This window comes from Bacillus sp. RE35 (assembly GCF_052146655.1).
GTDB lineage: Bacteria > Bacillota > Bacilli > Bacillales > Bacillaceae_G > Bacillus_A > Bacillus_A cereus.
The window spans coordinates 2,664,185-2,679,419 of the sequence record NZ_CP197377.1 but is presented as its reverse complement, the minus strand read 5'-3'; the positions used below and the strand labels follow the sequence as shown (position 1 = coordinate 2,679,419).

Genomic DNA, 15,235 nt, shown 5'->3' with positions numbered 1-15,235 from the left:
TAAAGTGGGAAGAATTTAAGATGGATTTTATTGGTCACGGGATCCAATCGATTGGTAATGAAGCAGTTCTAACAGGACTCATTATAGACTTTGAAGATGAAACGTAAAAAAAATTATTATGTTTATCTGAATGTTGAGGGAATACAAGAGTTTTATTTATCTAATTTTTAGAAAACATAGACTATAATATTGATAAATGGTATAATTTCCTTGTTATTGGAATTAAAATGAAAATATTAGAAGAAAAAGGATTGGGCTGGTTTTAATGGGGGATTCTGATCACAAAGAAACAAAGGCAATATTAAAGTTATGGTTTATTTATATACCACTTGCATTTGGAGAGTTTGTCTTTTCGAATATCATAGGTTATTTAAAAAAATAAAGATTTTGCATTTGAAAAACAATTAACCTAATTTAATTGTTTTTTTATTTTACTTTAATAAACCAAATAAAAATAGAGATTTTGAACAAGATGAAGTTTATGAAGGAAATAACGTTGATTAGGTGCTGAAAACAGTGTGAAATCAACAGTGCCTAAAGAATAAAACAGGAATCATTCAACCATGGTAATTTGCCGTTTTAATAGCTTCCTATAGTGAGATGTTATGTTCACATCATATGTATACGATATTTGTAACATAGCATTACTAGAACTTCAAAATTAGTAGTTAAGGTGCTACCTTTTAGAGTGCTATAGATATATAACTTAGCTAAAAAAGCAAAAATCATATAATTTGCGCTTTTTATTATCCGTTTTTTGGTAAATGATTATAGTTTTTGTCACATTAATACTGTACGATACATAGTATAAAACACATACTGTATGACATATAGTAATGGAAATGAGGTGAGTGAATGGATACTTTATTAAACTCGTTAATTACTGAGTTAAGAAGAGGGACATTAACGTTAGCTGTTTTAAGTCAATTAAGAACGCCGCAGTACGGATATTCACTTGTCCAGTTATTGGAGCAATCAGGGATTACAATTGATCAAAGTACTTTATATCCGCTACTTCGCCGATTAGAAAAGCAGGAGTTAGTGACGAGTAGTTGGGATAAAACAGAGAGTAGACCTCGTAAGTATTATGTTTTAAGTGAATATGGATTAGAGATATTTTTACAATTGAAAAAGCAGTGGGTAAAGGATTCGAAAGAACTTTATAACTTATTAAAGGAGGAGGACGAAAATGAGTTTGATTGATATGTATGTCCATGAAGTTGCGAAGAGATTGCCTGAACAAAATCGTGAAGATATTACACTTGAACTACGGTCAACAATAGAGGATATGTTACCAGACGATTATAATGAGGAAGATGTGAAGAGCGTACTCGAAAAATTGGGAAGTCCAGTTTCATTGGCTAATGGGTACTTGGATAGACCAATGCATTTAATTGGACCACGTTATTTTGATGTATATACGACGCTATTAAAAATGATTATACCAATTGCAGCTGTTATTGCGCTCATTTCAATGGTTGCAGAAAATTTTATAGGCTATAATGGTGATCAAGCGGTATTAAATGTTATTTTACAATTGATAGGTAAAGGTATAGGGGAAATTTTTGAAGTGGGTCTCCATGTATTTTTCTGGTTGACACTTGTGTTTGTTATTTTAGAAAGAACAGATAAAGACAAAGGTATCGAGCCGTTGACGACAAGTTTAAAAAAATGGACACCAGATGATTTGAAAAACATCTCGTATATCCCAAAGAAAAAAGCAATCTCGAAGTTTGAAGTTTTTGGAGGTTTAATGTGGACGGCAGTTTGGACTACACTTTACTTTTATGCGAATCATCTTGTAGGCGTATATCATGGTACAGAAAACGGATTGAAGTTTGTCGCGCCAACGTTTAATCAAGATGTTTTGCTTCAATACTGGCCCCTAATTTTGGTTATGATCGTTTTCGAAGTAGCTATATCACTTTATAAGTTAGTACAGGGACAATGGACGAAAAGGTTGGCAATTGGAAATGCTATTCTTCAAGTAGTCGGAACAATCATATTCATTGTAATTGTAGTAAATCCACATTTATTAAACGCAGGATTTATTACGTATTTGGCAAATGCATTTACTATTTCCCCAGAGGAGTTTAAAACGTGGCTCATTGGGGGAGGAATTTTCTTCTACATGTTATCTGCTGCAATAAATATACTTGATGGTTTCCGAAAAGCTAGTATTCGTATGTAGATAAAAATCGGAAATTTCGATAAAATAAAACTATTGAAAAGATAGTGAAATAAGATGAACATGATGAAAGGAAGAAAATAATGATAAGGGAAGCAACGAAAAGAGATTTAGCATACATTTTAGATATTTATAACGATGCGATACTTTATACAACAGCTGTATATGCGTATAAACCTGTAACCCTTGAAAATAGAATAGATTGGTATGAACAAAAAAAGGCTGAAGGGTATCCAATTTTCGTATATGAATTAGATAATAAAGTAGTAGGATTTGCGACATTCGGCCCATTTAGAGCGTGGCCTGCTTATAAATATTCAGTTGAACATTCTGTGTATGTAGATAAGGCATATAGAAAAAATGGCATTGGGTCTTCATTAATGAAAGAATTAATCAAAATTGCGAAGGAAAGAGAGTATATGACCTTAATTGCTGGAATTGATGCAGAGAATGAGAAAAGTATTGCCTTGCATCAAAACTATGGATTTATTCATGCAGGAACAATAAAAAAAGCTGGTTATAAGTTTAATAAATGGCTAGATTTAGCTTTTTATCAGCTGGAACTTAACGGTCCTGAAAATCCTATAGAAGAATAAATATTTTTCGGTAGCAAGAAAAAATTCATGCTACCTTTTTCTTATTTAAATAGCTGATATGAGCTGCCGAAAAGTTTTTTTATATTCGATATTGAATTTATTGGTATAATAGGAATGTTTAACGAATTTCCGCTTCTTTATGTGATGGGGGGAAAAGATTTACCGAATCGACGTGAAAATAAAGAGGTAGATGAAGCTTTTGCAGCAGTTTTAAAGTACATATACAAAGAATATAGTGAAAGCATGCTAGGAGTGAGCGATTGAAAAGAAACTTAAAGACTTCAACAATCATTATTTTAATTTTAACGATTATTGCTCTTGAAGTTGGAATCGCACTATATGATCACAATTTGTCATTAGATACAATTTACTTTGCAGCGATCCTTATTTGTATTGTATTGCTTTTTGGCACACGTGTTTCTGGAGAGAAAGAAAGTACATCGCAACGAGGAAGAAGAAAAACAGCTCTTATATTTTGGCCATCTATTTTATTGTCTATCGTTTGTTTTGCGGTTATAAGTTACATAAGGGTAGGATATGTCTCTGTACCAGGTATAATTGGCTTTTCATGCTTTGTTACATATGGTGGATTCGTATGTATTAGTATTTTAAAGAGAAAAAATAAAATGTAGATTACTAAGCTGAAAGGAAGCAATATAAATGAAACATATAAAGAACGGTACACGTACTGAAGGAGAATATATTAAAAATAAAGTTATTCAATATAATATGTCCATCTTAACAGATGAGGCAAGACAGACGATGGAAGAAGTACGCCTCGTAGTAAAAAATGAAGAAGGAAAAATTTTTGGTGGCGTAACAGGTACGATGTATTTTTATCACCTTCATATCGACTTTTTATGGGTTGATGAATCAGTTCGTCATGACGGTTATGGCAGCCAACTTTTACATGAAATTGAAGGGATTGCGAAGGAGAAAGGGTGTAGATTAATATTGCTAGATTCATTTAGTTTTCAAGCACCAGAATTTTATAAAAAGCACGGTTACAGGGAGTATGGTGTCGTTGAAGATCATCCGAAAGGTCATAGTCAGCACTTTTTTGAAAAGAGATTATAATAATATTATGTATACTGTTTGATAGGAGAAAGAATATGTACACGTATAAATTGCAACAAGAACAACCAATCTGTGCAGAAAAAATAAAAAAACTTTATGATTCTGTCGGTTGGTGGCCAGAAAGAAAAGAAGTCGATATTGAAAAAATGTTAAAGAATAGCATAGCCATTGGAGTATGGGAAGAAAATGAATTAGTTGGATTTGCTAGAGTCGTTTCTGATGGTATTTTTTGAGCATACATTGAAGATGTTGTCGTACATGAGAGTGTAAGAAATAAAGGTATTGGAGAGAAGATGCTTACAATGTTACTCGAGGAAATATCTCATATTCATATTGTTAGTCTATTTTGCGGAGAGAAGCTAATAAAGTTTTACGGTGAGCAGCAATTTCAAGCAACGAAGCAAATTGTGATGCATCGTAATCAAACAGGGAAAGAATAAGAGGTGCCAATTAAAATGAATGCAACAAGAGCGTACTGTTTATCGAAAAGAAAAGCGACAGAAGATTCTCCAGATGGTTGGAGTGCAACATGTATGAGGCTTAATAATAAAATATTTGCGATAGTAAATCATGAAGAAGGCGAAAAAGCTACGATTACATTGAAGTGTGATCCAGAAGTCGCATTAAGAATAAGAGAAGATTATCCAGAAACCATTATTCCAGGGTATCATATGAATAAAAAACATTGGAATACTGTTTATATTCATAAGGATATAGAGCAGGAGCAAATTAATAAAATGATTGATTGGTCGTATGATTTAGTACTACAATCATTTTCAAAGAAAAAGCAGCAGGAGTTAATAGATTAATATGTATTAGGAGTGTGTGTAATGAAAGATTCTATTAAAGATACGTATGATAAATTAGCGAGTACATATAAAGAAAATCTAGATTTCGCAAATCCATATAACAGTTATTATGAAAGACCGGCGATGATGGAGCTTATTCCAAAGGAACTAGAAGGAAAAAAGATACTAGATGCTGGATGTGCAGCTGGATGGTATACTTCTCAATTCATAAAAAGAGGAGCAAATGTTACAGCAATTGATGTAAGTCCTGAAATGGTAAAAGCAGCAAAAGAAAATATAGGAGAAGAAGCAACGTTCCTTTGTCATGATCTGCAAGAAACATTGCCATTTAAAGATAATACATATGATGTGATTGTAAGTTCATTAACTCTTCATTATATAGAAAATTGGAATCAAGTATTTCAAGAATTTCGTCGTGTATTGAATCCAGGTGGAGAACTTATATATTCTATTCATCATCCTTTTATGGATTTCACAAAGTTTCCATGTGAAAATTATTTTGAAAAACAGTTATTAATAGATACTTGGGTTAAACCGAATATTACTATTGAAGTCAAGTTTTTTAGAAGATCATTACAAGACATACTAAATGAAACTACAAATTATTTTGTATTAGAAGAGATAGTAGAACCGAAGGCAATTGAAAAAATGAAAGAAGTAGACGAAAAATCATATTATTATCTAAATACGAATCCACATTTTCTTATCATTAAAGCAACTAATAAATAGCTAGTAAAATAACTTTGTTTTACTAGCTATTTACAGTTTTACATTACATATTAGGGGACTTTAAAATGAATACGAAACGAAATAGAGTAGTATATGCACTATTTACTATAGTTATTATTATTTTAGGTCTTAGCTCAAGAAAGTTTTCTTTTGCACTACCACATCTATTAAATGATTACTTAGGCGATGCTTTATGGGCATTAATGATTTTCACTGGCTTTGGATTTTTGTTTCCTAAAACAGAGACGAAGAAGTTGGCTTTTATTAGTTTAATGTTTTGCTACGGGATTGAAGCGAGCCAATTGTATCATGCGGAATGGATAGATAGCATGCGTGCAACGACTTTGGGCGGACTCGTGTTGGGATACGGTTTTTTGTGGAGTGATTTAGTGGCCTATACAATTGGTGTTGGAGTGGGAGTACTGTGTGAGGTTATTTTTCGGAAGACATAAGAATTGTAAAAGGGGTATTTGTAAATGGAACAAGCACTGGAAATTGCAAAGTTTTGGTTTCAAAATGAACATGTCACAGCTACTGTAATGCAACAAAAAGTAGCGAAGGTTATATGCAAGAATAAAGAGTATATTTTAAAGAAAACAGGATCAATAAAGCAACTTCTAGTTGAATTCGATGTTTTGAAGCAACTGTATGAAAAGGGAATTAAAGTACAGAGAGTAGTAAAGACAGAAAATGATGAACAATATGTATTATATAAAGAAAAATATTATTGCTTATATGAGTATGTTGCCGGAAGTGTTTTAGAAATAAAAGATACGAATAAGCTGGAAAGGCTAGCAAGTACAATTGGAGAAGAAATAGCTAATCTGCACAAAGCATTACATTCGGTGAATAGTGACCATGAGTTAATAAAAAGAGATTTATATAGGATGGCATTTGAATGGGCTATACCGATTTTAGAAAAGAATGAGTATGTTCATCGAGAGGTAATTCAAAAGATGGAGCGAATGCACGCAGCTTTCAAGGAAACGGTCCATCCATTACCGAGACAAATTATTCATCGTGATATGCATCTATCAAATGTAATCTTTAAAGATGATAAACTGGAAGGGTTTATAGATTTTGAGATTTTAGAAAATAATGTAAAAATATTTGATTTATGTTATTGCTGTACAAGTATATTAAGCGAGCTATTTAGTGATGAAAGATTAAGAGGGAAATGGTTACATATCGTTAGCAAAGTCTTTGAAGGTTATTATAAACAAAATGATTTAACGAAAGAAGAACTAAAAGCTATTTGGTATGTTATGCTTTCAATTCAAATTATCTTTATTGCTTATTTTGTCCAGTTACCAGATTTATTAAAGTTAAATGAAGAAATGTTCTTCTGGATTTTCGCTAATAAGGAAACTATTGAAGAAGTTATAGAAGGTATCGTAAAGGTATGAAAAAAATAATATTAATTGGTTCTGGTGGTTCAGGAAAATCTACATTAGCAAGGCAGTTAGGAAATAAATTAAATATTAAGGTGCATCATCTTGATGCATTATTTTGGAAACCGAATTGGGAAGGTGTTCCGAGAGAAGAACAAATAACAGTTCAAAATAACTTAATTAAAGATGAGAAATGGATTATTGATGGGAATTATGGCGGGACGATGGGTATAAGACTGAATGCAGCTGATACAATTATCTTCCTTGATATTCATAGAACAATTTGTATTTATCGTGCTTTTAAAAGAATTGTAAAATACCAGAATAAAACAAGACCAGATATGGGCGCGGGATGTGAAGAAAGATTTGATTTGCAATTTTTTAAATGGATATGGGAATATCCTAATGCTAAACGACCTACAATTTTAAAAGGGTTAGAGCAATTGCCGGAAGAGAAAAAGGTTATTGTTTTAAAATCTCCAAATGAGGTTCGGAAATTTTTAGAGCACATATAATTATAGAATGTAACACAAAAATTCTTTGTGAATCTTACCGATTAGTTTAATAAAACTAATCGTTTTTTATTATGAAAAATTTAACGCTTTTTGAAAATTCTATTTTGTAATGAGTATATGACTTTAAGTTCATATAAAATGAACGTTTGGAGGAATAGAAAATGACTAACGATTTAATTCAACTAATCAATTCATTAATGGTCAATATTCCAGCTGGAGAGGTAGTATTAAGAGATGATCGAATAAAAAAAGAATGGCTAGTACAAATTCAACCATTTCTTCTTGCAAAGTATGCTGTAACAATGGAACTATATGATGCTATTACAAATAGTACATTAAATAATTTTGATGAAAATCATAAACCAGTTGTCAATATTTCATGGAACGATGCCATTTCGTTTTGTAATGTACTTTCAAAAAAAGCGGGATTAAAAGAATATTATTCTATTAGTGATGGTGGTCAAATTGTGAAATGTAATTTAGGTTCAAATGGCTACCGATTACCATCTGAGGCGGAGTGGCAATATGCATGTAAAGCAAGTACAACCGGATATACATACGGAAAACTTCATGATATAGCGTGGTATAATGAAAATTCAAATGGAGAGATTCATGACGTTGGCCAAAAAGAACCGAATGCATGGGGACTTTATGATATGCTAGGGAACGTTTGGGAATGGTGTTATGATTTGTATGATGAAACAGTGTACGGATCATACCGTATTTTTCGTGGTGGTAGTTGGGCTGAAACAGCGAGAGGGTGCGGAGCTACTTGTCGTCGTCGAAGCCATCCTACATTTCATATAGATGATCTCGGTTTTAGACTCGCTAGGTCAATTTAGTAGGAACATGATACGAACAGCTAGGAAAAGAGTATGGAGAGAATCCGTACTCTTGCCAACATAGAAATGATTTAACGTAAGGAGTGTTTATTATGGCGCGTGTTTTATTTATTAATGCTGGATCAGAAGGACATATAAATCCAACTTTACAAGTTGTAGATGAATTGATTTCTCGTGGTGAAGAGGTCGTTTATTTTTCAATAGAAGCTTTCAGGGAGCGGATTGAGAAGACGGGTGCTACTGTACGAACGATTGATGATCAAAAATTTATAAAAGCGTTTCTATCTGGAGGCAGAAATTATTTACAGGAAAGAATAAATGGCCTTCTACATACAGCGGATATTGTAATACCTAGCGTTTTAGAACAAATTGAAGGTGAACATTTTGATTACATAATTCATGATTCTATGTTTGGCTGTGGCCATTTAATTGCTCAAATCCTTAAACTTCCAGCCATAAATTCATGCACATCTTTTGCGCAGGATGAAAAATCCTTTGAGCAAATGTTAGGTCATCTATCAAAAAATATCCCAGTAGAAATTTATGATAAAATACAGAATGATTTTCAAAACTTAACGAAGGGAATTGCTGAAAAATATGGTGTTGAAATAAAATCATCGTATGAAGTTTTCTGTAATCCTGCACCCCTTACTATTGTATATACAATTAAGGAGTTCCAGCCTTTTGGTGATACGTTTGATGAAATATATAAATTTGTAGGACCATCTATCTCTGCACAAATGAAAAACAGAGACGTTGATTTTACTTCAATTGAAGAAAAAAGTCCGATTTATATTTCATTAGGTACTGTTTTTAATGAAGCGATTGACTTTTATAAACTGTGTATGAAGGCCTTTGAGAATAGTGAGCATACAATTGTTATGTCTATTGGTAGTAAAACAAAAATAAGTGATCTAGGCGAAATTCCTAAAAACTTCATTGTGAAAAACTATGTACCCCAAACTGAGCTGCTTACATATACGAAACTATTTATTACACACGGCGGGATGAACAGTGCGCATGAAGGACTGTATAACGGGGTTCCGCTCGTTGTAATACCGCAAAGTGCAGATCAGCCAGTAGTCGCAAAGCAAGTGGAGAGTCTTGGAGCAGGAATAAAATTACAAATGCAAGGATTAACTGCGGATCAACTAAGTGAAAGTGTAGAAATGGTATTAAATAATCCGTCATTTAAAGAAGTTGCTTTGAATTTGAAGAAATCTTTCCAAAAATCAGGTGGATATAAGGAAGCTGTTGATGAAATTTTTATATTTGTAGGTCAGTGAAAAAATGAAATTATACATTAGAAAAGCATCTAAATAGGATGCTTTTTATTTAACTTTATAATTCTTATTTTTAATATCTAGTATGGTTAAAACTAAGGCACTGAGAGATATAAGTATAAGAATAAAAGTTAACCAGTTAAATGTATTGTCAATTATGAAGTAAAGATGATAGATAAATATATTCAAATTTTATTTTAAAATGTTAGGACTTAGTTTTACATGTTAGTAATAATTTCACTGTTTCTGCACAACTTCTGCACATACTCAGGTAATTTCTATGTCATGATATATTCATAAAGTGAAATATTACACAAGAAAAATATAATTTCACTGCGGTGTATGCATAATTAACACATACATCGGTACAAGTTTGTCTCTTGTTATTCTTTTACATCAAAGCCCACATTCCACTACAAAGTATAACAAGAAGGAGACATGAACATGAATAATCGATTTTTAAAACAACTACAAAATATGAAAATGAACAAAAAAAGTTTAGGAGCTGTAGCATTAACAGCTGGAATTATTAGTACGACACTTATTCCTCAAAATGCTTATGCGCACGGTTTTGTTGAAAAGCCTGGTAGCCGATCTGCTTTATGTAGTCCAACTTATGGTGCGCTAAATGTAAACTGTGGAAGTGTTATGTATGAACCACAAAGTTTAGAAGCTCCAAAAGGGTTCCCACAAGGTGGTCCAGTAGATGGACAAATTGCTTCAGCAGGCGGAAAATTTGGTAGTATTTTAGATCAACAAACAGCAAATCGTTGGTTTAAAAATACAATCACTGGTGGGGAAAATACATTTACTTGGAAGTATACTGCGCCTCACTTAACGAGTAAGTGGCATTACTATATTACTAAAAAAGGATGGAATCCAAATAAAGCGCTAACAAGAGCAGATTTTGAACCAATTGGAACAGTACAACATGATGGTTCTGCAGCTTCAAATAATTTAACTCATAAAATCAATGTACCTACTGATCGTAGTGGATATCATGTGATTTTAGCAGTATGGGATGTAGCTGATACAGCAAATGCATTCTATAATGTAATTGATGTTAATCTTATTAATGATGTGAAACCAGACATAGAAGCGCCAAGTATTCCAAATGGACTTCAGACGCAAAAAGTAACAGCGAATAGTGTAGAACTAACATGGAACGCTTCTACGGATAATGTAGGGGTAAAAGGATATCAAATCTTCCGTAACGGAGAGATGATTGATACAGTACTAGGCACTCATTTTATTGATAAGAAATTACAACCAAGTACAGAATACTCTTATACTGTAAAAGCAATTGACGCAGCTGGAAATGTATCGAAAGAAAGTGCAGCGCTTACAGTAAAAACGACAGTTGAGACTCCTGATACAGAAGCACCAACACAACCAAAAGGATTACATAGTATGGGAACGACAGCGTCAAGTGTGGATTTAATGTGGAGTCCATCTGACGATAATATTGGTGTAGACCATTATGATATTTATAGAGAAACAGAAGGGGCAATGAAAAAGATTGCAACATCCAATACAACTTCTTATTTGGATAAAAATCTGCTCGCTAATACTACTTATAAATATGTAGTGAAAGCTGTTGATGTAGCTGGAAATGAATCCGTACAGAGTGATATATTCACAATTACTACAAAAACTGAAAACGCTTCATATGAAGCGTGGGATGCAAAAAAAGCATATAAAAAGGGAGATAGAGTTCTGCACGAAGGAAAAGTATATGAAGCAGTCCAGAGTTATCAAGGAAATGGTGATCCAAACTGGATTTATGCATTATCATTATGGAAAACAGTGTAAGCTTTACTTAGGTATGAACTAAGAGATGATGGGCTTTGATGCAAAAGGGAATCTTGAGAATTCACTTTTCTATTAATAAAAAAAGGTAGTGTATGAATACATAAGATTCATACACTACCTTTTTATTATGATAATACTTTCGTCATAAGTATATGTGGAATGCCATCTTCCATAAATATATCAGAAGAAGTTTGATAACCTAGTTTTGTATAAAATCCTTCAGCTTGTGTTTGACCGTGTAGTTTCACTTTTGTAACTTGTTTGTTACGAGCAAGTTCTTCTAACGTTTGAATGATGACTTTACCTAATCCGTATGTACGATAATCTTTTAAAATACAAATACGTTCTAATTTTCCGACACCATCAACAAATCGTATACGCCCTGTGCCTACAGGAAGCTCATGATAATAAACTAAAATATGTTTACATTGCTCTCCGATTTCATCGAATGTATCAAATTCATCTGCAAGAGGGACACCTTGTTCTTTTACAAATACTTCTTTTCGAATATGAAAGGCAGTTTCTAAATCAGCAAGTTCTGTTATAAGTTTGGATTGCAAAATGTTCAGTCCTTTCTAATGTAATCAGCTTGTGTTTTCATAGTATATCATAATAAAGCGCTATAAAGAGAAGAACATACTAAAAAGCCAACTTTAAAAAGTTAGCTTTTATTACAATTCCTTTATCCCATTTTTAGCGCCGATAATTACTTTACTCGTCATACTTATAAATAACCCTGTTTCAACTACACCAGTAATCATTTTTAATTGAGTGTGTAAATGGGCAGGATTAGAAATATGATTAGGGAATATACAATCGATAATCATGTTATTGTTATCGGTTATATAGGTTTCATTATTTTTCAAACGTAATGTTGTTTGACATCCTAAAGACTGAATTTTATTTTCGGTTTGTTTCCATGAAAAAGGGATGATTTCAATAGGTAATGGAAAAGTACCTAAATGTGTTACAAGTTTCGATTCATCAGCAATGATAATTAGTTCTTTAGAGGAAGAGGCAACGATTTTTTCACGAAGTAATGCACCGCCACCGCCTTTTATAAGTTGTAAATTTGAATCAATTTCATCCGCTCCATCAATTGTAAGATCAAGACTTTGTACGTCGTTTAACGAAATTAGGGGGATATTTAGTTGATGTGCTAATGCTTCAGTTTCCTTTGATGTCGGTACAGCTTGAAATGATAATCCTTCTTTTACACGCTCACCTAATTTTTGTATTGTCCAATATACAGTAGAACCTGTACCAAGCCCAATCTTCATGCCATCATTTACAAAGTTAGCGGCATATTCGCCAGCGAGCTGTTTTAAATTCATCGCTTTACTCCGCTGGACGCGGTCCAGCATCAAGACCTGAATTTTCAACTGTAAGTACCGGACGAACGACTATATCTTTATGTACACGCATTTGACAAGATAATCGTAAATGATCTTCAATCCCTTTTTCCGTCATTGCATGTTTCTCATTCGCACTCGCTTCACAGAAATCACCTGCTAGTATTTCTACTCTACAAGTTGTGCAACGTGCATTCCCGCCGCAACGATGAAGAATGTTGACACCGCTATCTTCAATTGCTAATACTAACTTTGTTCCTTCTTTCACATCAAAAGTTCCCGCACCTTCAATTGTTAATTTTGGCAAATTTGTTCCTCCTCACGTAAAATTGTACATAACATATTTATGACCGCGAATTATTGAACATAAACATTATTTTTTTATATCCCCGTAACTTTTTTTAATGTTGAATCGTTTATTAAGTAAGCGCTGAAAAGGAGTGGTTATTTTGTGCACAAAAGTAACTCATGTTTTAAAGAACCATATCGATATGAATCATTCAAATATAAACTTTTTAATTGAACAATATGGAGAGTTAAAAAGATACTGTACTTTTTTAACGAAAAACAAATGGGATGGGGAAGATCTCGCCCAAGAAACAGTGTGTAAAGTGCTTCAAAAATATAGAAATAAAGATATTTGTATGACACTCGTCTATAAAATAGCAAGAAATCGTTGGTTAGATCAGATAAAGTCTAAGTCTGTTCATGAAAAAATAAGAGAACAAATCACTTTTGAAGAACCACATGAGAACATTGCAGATTTGCATGAAATGGTAGGGAAAGTATTGTCTTCATTAAATGTACAGCAATCCGCAATTTTATTATTAAAAGATGTTTTTCAATATAGTATCGCTGATATTGCTAAAGTGTGTTCTGTATCAGAAGGTGCAGTAAAGGCTTCTTTATTTCGGAGTAGAAATAGGCTGAAAACTGTAAGTGAAGAAGGGATTGAGATAGTCGAATTCACAGAGGATATTGAAGTTGTTGTAACATCTATTCGTGAGGAAAGACCAGAATTGTTAACGAAACTTCTTCCGACAATAGATTTTACTAAGTTACCATCTAAACAGCCAGTGTTATTATTTAATGTGAAAAACCCTTCTTCCTACAGTTGTATGCTTTGCGCAGCATAACAATTATTGGAGGAATTTAAAATGAATACAATTCCATATGTAGTAGAACAAACAAAATTAGGAGAACGTTCCTATGATATATATTCAAGGTTATTAAAAGACCGCATTATTATTATCGGCTCAGAAATTAACGATCAAGTAGCGAGTAGTGTCGTAGCGCAATTATTATTTTTAGAAGCAGAAGATGCAGAGAAAGATATATATTTATACATTAATAGCCCAGGAGGTTCAACGACAGCAGGTTTTGCAATATTAGATACGATGAATTTAATTAAACCAGATGTGCAAACGCTATGCATGGGCTTTGCGGCATCATTCGGTGCATTGTTATTATTATCAGGAGCAAAAGGAAAACGGTTTGCGCTTCCTAACAGTGAAATTATGATTCATCAGCCGCTTGGTGGTGCACAAGGGCAAGCAACAGAAATTGAAATAACTGCGAAAAGAATATTAAAGTTAAAGCATGATATTAATAAAATGATTGCAGAAAAAACAGGCCAACCGATTGAAAGAGTAGCACATGATACAGAAAGAGATTATTTTATGACTGCAGAAGAAGCGAAGGCATATGGGATTGTAGATGACGTTGTTACGAAAAAATAAGATGAAAAAGGCTAGAGGATATGTTAATTCTCTAGCCTTTTTATTAATCCTTTACCCATTCATCAACTAATGCTTGATTTTTTTTAATCCATTTTCGCGCAGCCTCTTCAGGATCTTTTGTTTTATTTAACATGACCATTAACGTACCGAGCTGTTCATCGTTCATTTTCCATTTATCAAAGTATTTTATAACATCTGGGTGATCTTTTTCGAAACCTTTACGAACGGAGTAATAAATGTCATCTTTTTCACCATATACTTTCTTAGGGTCTTTTAAATATTTTAAGTCAAATTCTGAAAAACCCCAATGCGGATTCCAAAGCGTAACAGCGATTGGTTTCTTTTTTGTATATGCTTTCTTTAGTTCACTCATCATCGCAGCTTCAGAAGATTGGACAAGTTTTAGTTTTATATCATATTCTTTCATTGCTTTATTCGTTAAATTCATAAGACTACTACCGGGTTCGATACCGACAATTTTATTATCTAGTTCATCTTTATGAGCATTTAAATCTTCGATACTGTTTATGTTTTTCATATAAGAAGGGACGACTAAACCTAGTCCAGTACCTTCGTACCATTTTGATTTTAAGACAATATCATCTTTATAACGATCGTTTAGCGGTTTATCTGTAACTGGTAGCCATACTTCTAAATTCGCATCAACATCGCCACGAGCGACACCAGTCCAAATTGCGGCTTTTTCTAAATACATGAGCTCAACTTTGTAGCCTTTTTCTTCTAATAAAACTTTCCACATGTTTGCAGTTGCAATATTTTCTTTCCAACTTGTTACACCAAGTTTAATTTTTCCTTTCGAATTTGCATTTGTTGCATTACATGAAGTGAAAATCATAGTAATAAATAATGCAAGGCATATAAACCAAATTTTCTTTCGCATC

At 33.0% G+C, this 15,235-nt stretch carries 19 protein-coding genes and 2 pseudogenes; 17 read left to right on the top strand and 4 right to left on the bottom strand.

All coding sequences use genetic code 11. The features are described 5' to 3' along the window. Nucleotides 1-855: 855 nt before the first annotated feature. From ACTL4X_RS13865 to ACTL4X_RS13795, 15 genes and pseudogenes are all read left to right on the top strand, one after another. Nucleotides 856-1,203 carry a PadR family transcriptional regulator gene (locus tag ACTL4X_RS13865; RefSeq protein ID WP_000380296.1) on the top strand — a complete coding sequence of 116 codons (348 nt, stop codon included), beginning with the start codon at nt 856-858 and terminating at the stop codon, nt 1,201-1,203. Next, nucleotides 1,190-2,191 (top strand): HAAS signaling domain-containing protein, encoded by a 1,002-nt coding sequence (locus ACTL4X_RS13860; protein WP_000052354.1) that lies wholly within the window; start codon nt 1,190-1,192, stop codon nt 2,189-2,191. Before ACTL4X_RS13865 ends, ACTL4X_RS13860 begins: the two co-directional genes overlap by 14 nt. Nucleotides 2,192-2,271: 80 nt before the next feature. Then, the gene (locus ACTL4X_RS13855) at nt 2,272-2,784 is read left to right on the top strand and encodes a GNAT family N-acetyltransferase (RefSeq protein WP_000617522.1); all 513 of its coding nucleotides are present in this window, start codon (nt 2,272-2,274) and stop codon (nt 2,782-2,784) included. 99 nt (nt 2,785-2,883) lie between these two features. Beyond that, nucleotides 2,884-3,048 (top strand): annotated as a pseudogene (locus tag ACTL4X_RS13850) (serine hydrolase); the annotation flags it as partial. Then, nucleotides 3,045-3,416 carry a hypothetical protein gene (locus tag ACTL4X_RS13845; protein WP_000827997.1) on the top strand — a complete coding sequence of 124 codons (372 nt, stop codon included), beginning with the start codon at nt 3,045-3,047 and terminating at the stop codon, nt 3,414-3,416. The pseudogene ACTL4X_RS13850 and the gene ACTL4X_RS13845, both read left to right, overlap by 4 nt. Nucleotides 3,417-3,444: 28 nt before the next feature. After that, nucleotides 3,445-3,861: a GNAT family N-acetyltransferase gene (locus ACTL4X_RS13840; RefSeq protein WP_000680537.1), complete on the top strand. Its 417-nt coding sequence runs from the start codon at nt 3,445-3,447 to the stop codon at nt 3,859-3,861. Nucleotides 3,862-3,896: 35 nt separating this feature from the next. Continuing rightward, nucleotides 3,897-4,301: pseudogene (locus ACTL4X_RS13835) on the top strand (GNAT family N-acetyltransferase). A 15-nt stretch (nt 4,302-4,316) separates the two neighbouring features. Beyond that, the gene (locus tag ACTL4X_RS13830) at nt 4,317-4,670 is read left to right on the top strand and encodes an MmcQ/YjbR family DNA-binding protein (protein ID WP_000994627.1); all 354 of its coding nucleotides are present in this window, start codon (nt 4,317-4,319) and stop codon (nt 4,668-4,670) included. A 21-nt stretch (nt 4,671-4,691) separates the two neighbouring features. Then, nucleotides 4,692-5,399 carry a class I SAM-dependent methyltransferase gene (locus ACTL4X_RS13825; protein ID WP_000655264.1) on the top strand — a complete coding sequence of 236 codons (708 nt, stop codon included), beginning with the start codon at nt 4,692-4,694 and terminating at the stop codon, nt 5,397-5,399. Nucleotides 5,400-5,464: 65 nt separating this feature from the next. Further along, nucleotides 5,465-5,851, top strand: a complete 387-nt coding sequence (locus ACTL4X_RS13820; RefSeq protein WP_001093456.1) for a ribosomal maturation YjgA family protein — start codon at nt 5,465-5,467, stop codon at nt 5,849-5,851. Between the two features lie 24 nt (nt 5,852-5,875). After that, nucleotides 5,876-6,805 (top strand): phosphotransferase enzyme family protein, encoded by a 930-nt coding sequence (locus ACTL4X_RS13815; protein WP_000434088.1) that lies wholly within the window; start codon nt 5,876-5,878, stop codon nt 6,803-6,805. Next, entirely contained in the window at nt 6,802-7,305 is a 504-nt protein-coding gene (locus ACTL4X_RS13810; protein ID WP_000720558.1) for a DNA topology modulation protein, read from the top strand. The genes ACTL4X_RS13815 and ACTL4X_RS13810 overlap by 4 nt, the downstream gene beginning before the upstream one ends. A 161-nt stretch (nt 7,306-7,466) precedes the next feature. Continuing rightward, nucleotides 7,467-8,147 (top strand): formylglycine-generating enzyme family protein, encoded by a 681-nt coding sequence (locus ACTL4X_RS13805; protein ID WP_000180354.1) that lies wholly within the window; start codon nt 7,467-7,469, stop codon nt 8,145-8,147. Between the two features lie 92 nt (nt 8,148-8,239). Beyond that, nucleotides 8,240-9,433, top strand: coding sequence for a macrolide family glycosyltransferase (locus ACTL4X_RS13800; RefSeq protein WP_000124880.1), 1,194 nt, complete (start codon nt 8,240-8,242; stop codon nt 9,431-9,433). A gap of 441 nt (nt 9,434-9,874) precedes the next feature. Further along, entirely contained in the window at nt 9,875-11,242 is a 1,368-nt protein-coding gene (locus ACTL4X_RS13795; protein ID WP_001065152.1) for a lytic polysaccharide monooxygenase, read from the top strand. Between the two features lie 125 nt (nt 11,243-11,367). On the opposite strand, the gene ACTL4X_RS13790 is transcribed toward ACTL4X_RS13795, so the two are convergent. From ACTL4X_RS13790 to ACTL4X_RS13780, 3 genes are all read right to left on the bottom strand, one after another. Continuing rightward, complete coding sequence (locus ACTL4X_RS13790) at nt 11,368-11,802, bottom strand: GNAT family N-acetyltransferase (RefSeq protein ID WP_001190865.1); 435 nt, start codon at nt 11,800-11,802, stop codon at nt 11,368-11,370. Nucleotides 11,803-11,913: 111 nt separating this feature from the next. Then, nucleotides 11,914-12,576 (bottom strand): ribose 5-phosphate isomerase A, encoded by a 663-nt coding sequence (gene rpiA, locus ACTL4X_RS13785; RefSeq protein WP_001049982.1) that lies wholly within the window; start codon nt 12,574-12,576, stop codon nt 11,914-11,916. Between the two features lie 4 nt (nt 12,577-12,580). Continuing rightward, entirely contained in the window at nt 12,581-12,901 is a 321-nt protein-coding gene (locus tag ACTL4X_RS13780; RefSeq protein ID WP_001125388.1) for a 2Fe-2S iron-sulfur cluster-binding protein, read from the bottom strand. A gap of 142 nt (nt 12,902-13,043) precedes the next feature. Between ACTL4X_RS13780 and ACTL4X_RS13775 the strand changes: the two genes are divergently transcribed. Then, nucleotides 13,044-13,730 (top strand): RNA polymerase subunit sigma-70, encoded by a 687-nt coding sequence (locus tag ACTL4X_RS13775; RefSeq protein ID WP_000337509.1) that lies wholly within the window; start codon nt 13,044-13,046, stop codon nt 13,728-13,730. A gap of 21 nt (nt 13,731-13,751) precedes the next feature. Continuing rightward, complete coding sequence (gene clpP, locus ACTL4X_RS13770; protein ID WP_001092372.1) at nt 13,752-14,333, top strand: ATP-dependent Clp endopeptidase proteolytic subunit ClpP; 582 nt, start codon at nt 13,752-13,754, stop codon at nt 14,331-14,333. Between the two features lie 43 nt (nt 14,334-14,376). On the opposite strand, the gene ACTL4X_RS13765 is transcribed toward clpP, so the two are convergent. Continuing rightward, nucleotides 14,377-15,234, bottom strand: coding sequence for a glycine betaine ABC transporter substrate-binding protein (locus tag ACTL4X_RS13765; protein WP_001227615.1), 858 nt, complete (start codon nt 15,232-15,234; stop codon nt 14,377-14,379). Nucleotide 15,235 lies beyond the last annotated feature (1 nt).

Bases quoted from the DNA above. Each gene is read 5' to 3' on its own strand.
- ACTL4X_RS13865 (WP_000380296.1), top strand. From the start codon at position 856: ATGGATACTTTATTAAACTCGTTAATTACTGAGTTAAGAAGAGGGACA.
- ACTL4X_RS13860 (WP_000052354.1), top strand. From the start codon at position 1,190: ATGAGTTTGATTGATATGTATGTCCATGAAGTTGCGAAGAGATTGCCT.
- ACTL4X_RS13855 (WP_000617522.1), top strand. From the start codon at position 2,272: ATGATAAGGGAAGCAACGAAAAGAGATTTAGCATACATTTTAGATATT.
- ACTL4X_RS13840 (WP_000680537.1), top strand. From the start codon at position 3,445: ATGAAACATATAAAGAACGGTACACGTACTGAAGGAGAATATATTAAA.
- ACTL4X_RS13830 (WP_000994627.1), top strand. From the start codon at position 4,317: ATGAATGCAACAAGAGCGTACTGTTTATCGAAAAGAAAAGCGACAGAA.
- ACTL4X_RS13825 (WP_000655264.1), top strand. From the start codon at position 4,692: ATGAAAGATTCTATTAAAGATACGTATGATAAATTAGCGAGTACATAT.
- ACTL4X_RS13820 (WP_001093456.1), top strand. From the start codon at position 5,465: ATGAATACGAAACGAAATAGAGTAGTATATGCACTATTTACTATAGTT.
- ACTL4X_RS13815 (WP_000434088.1), top strand. From the start codon at position 5,876: ATGGAACAAGCACTGGAAATTGCAAAGTTTTGGTTTCAAAATGAACAT.
- ACTL4X_RS13810 (WP_000720558.1), top strand. From the start codon at position 6,802: ATGAAAAAAATAATATTAATTGGTTCTGGTGGTTCAGGAAAATCTACA.
- ACTL4X_RS13805 (WP_000180354.1), top strand. From the start codon at position 7,467: ATGACTAACGATTTAATTCAACTAATCAATTCATTAATGGTCAATATT.
- ACTL4X_RS13800 (WP_000124880.1), top strand. From the start codon at position 8,240: ATGGCGCGTGTTTTATTTATTAATGCTGGATCAGAAGGACATATAAAT.
- ACTL4X_RS13795 (WP_001065152.1), top strand. From the start codon at position 9,875: ATGAATAATCGATTTTTAAAACAACTACAAAATATGAAAATGAACAAA.
- rpiA (WP_001049982.1), bottom strand. From the start codon at position 12,576: ATGAATTTAAAACAGCTCGCTGGCGAATATGCCGCTAACTTTGTAAAT.
- clpP (WP_001092372.1), top strand. From the start codon at position 13,752: ATGAATACAATTCCATATGTAGTAGAACAAACAAAATTAGGAGAACGT.
- ACTL4X_RS13765 (WP_001227615.1), bottom strand. From the start codon at position 15,234: ATGCGAAAGAAAATTTGGTTTATATGCCTTGCATTATTTATTACTATG.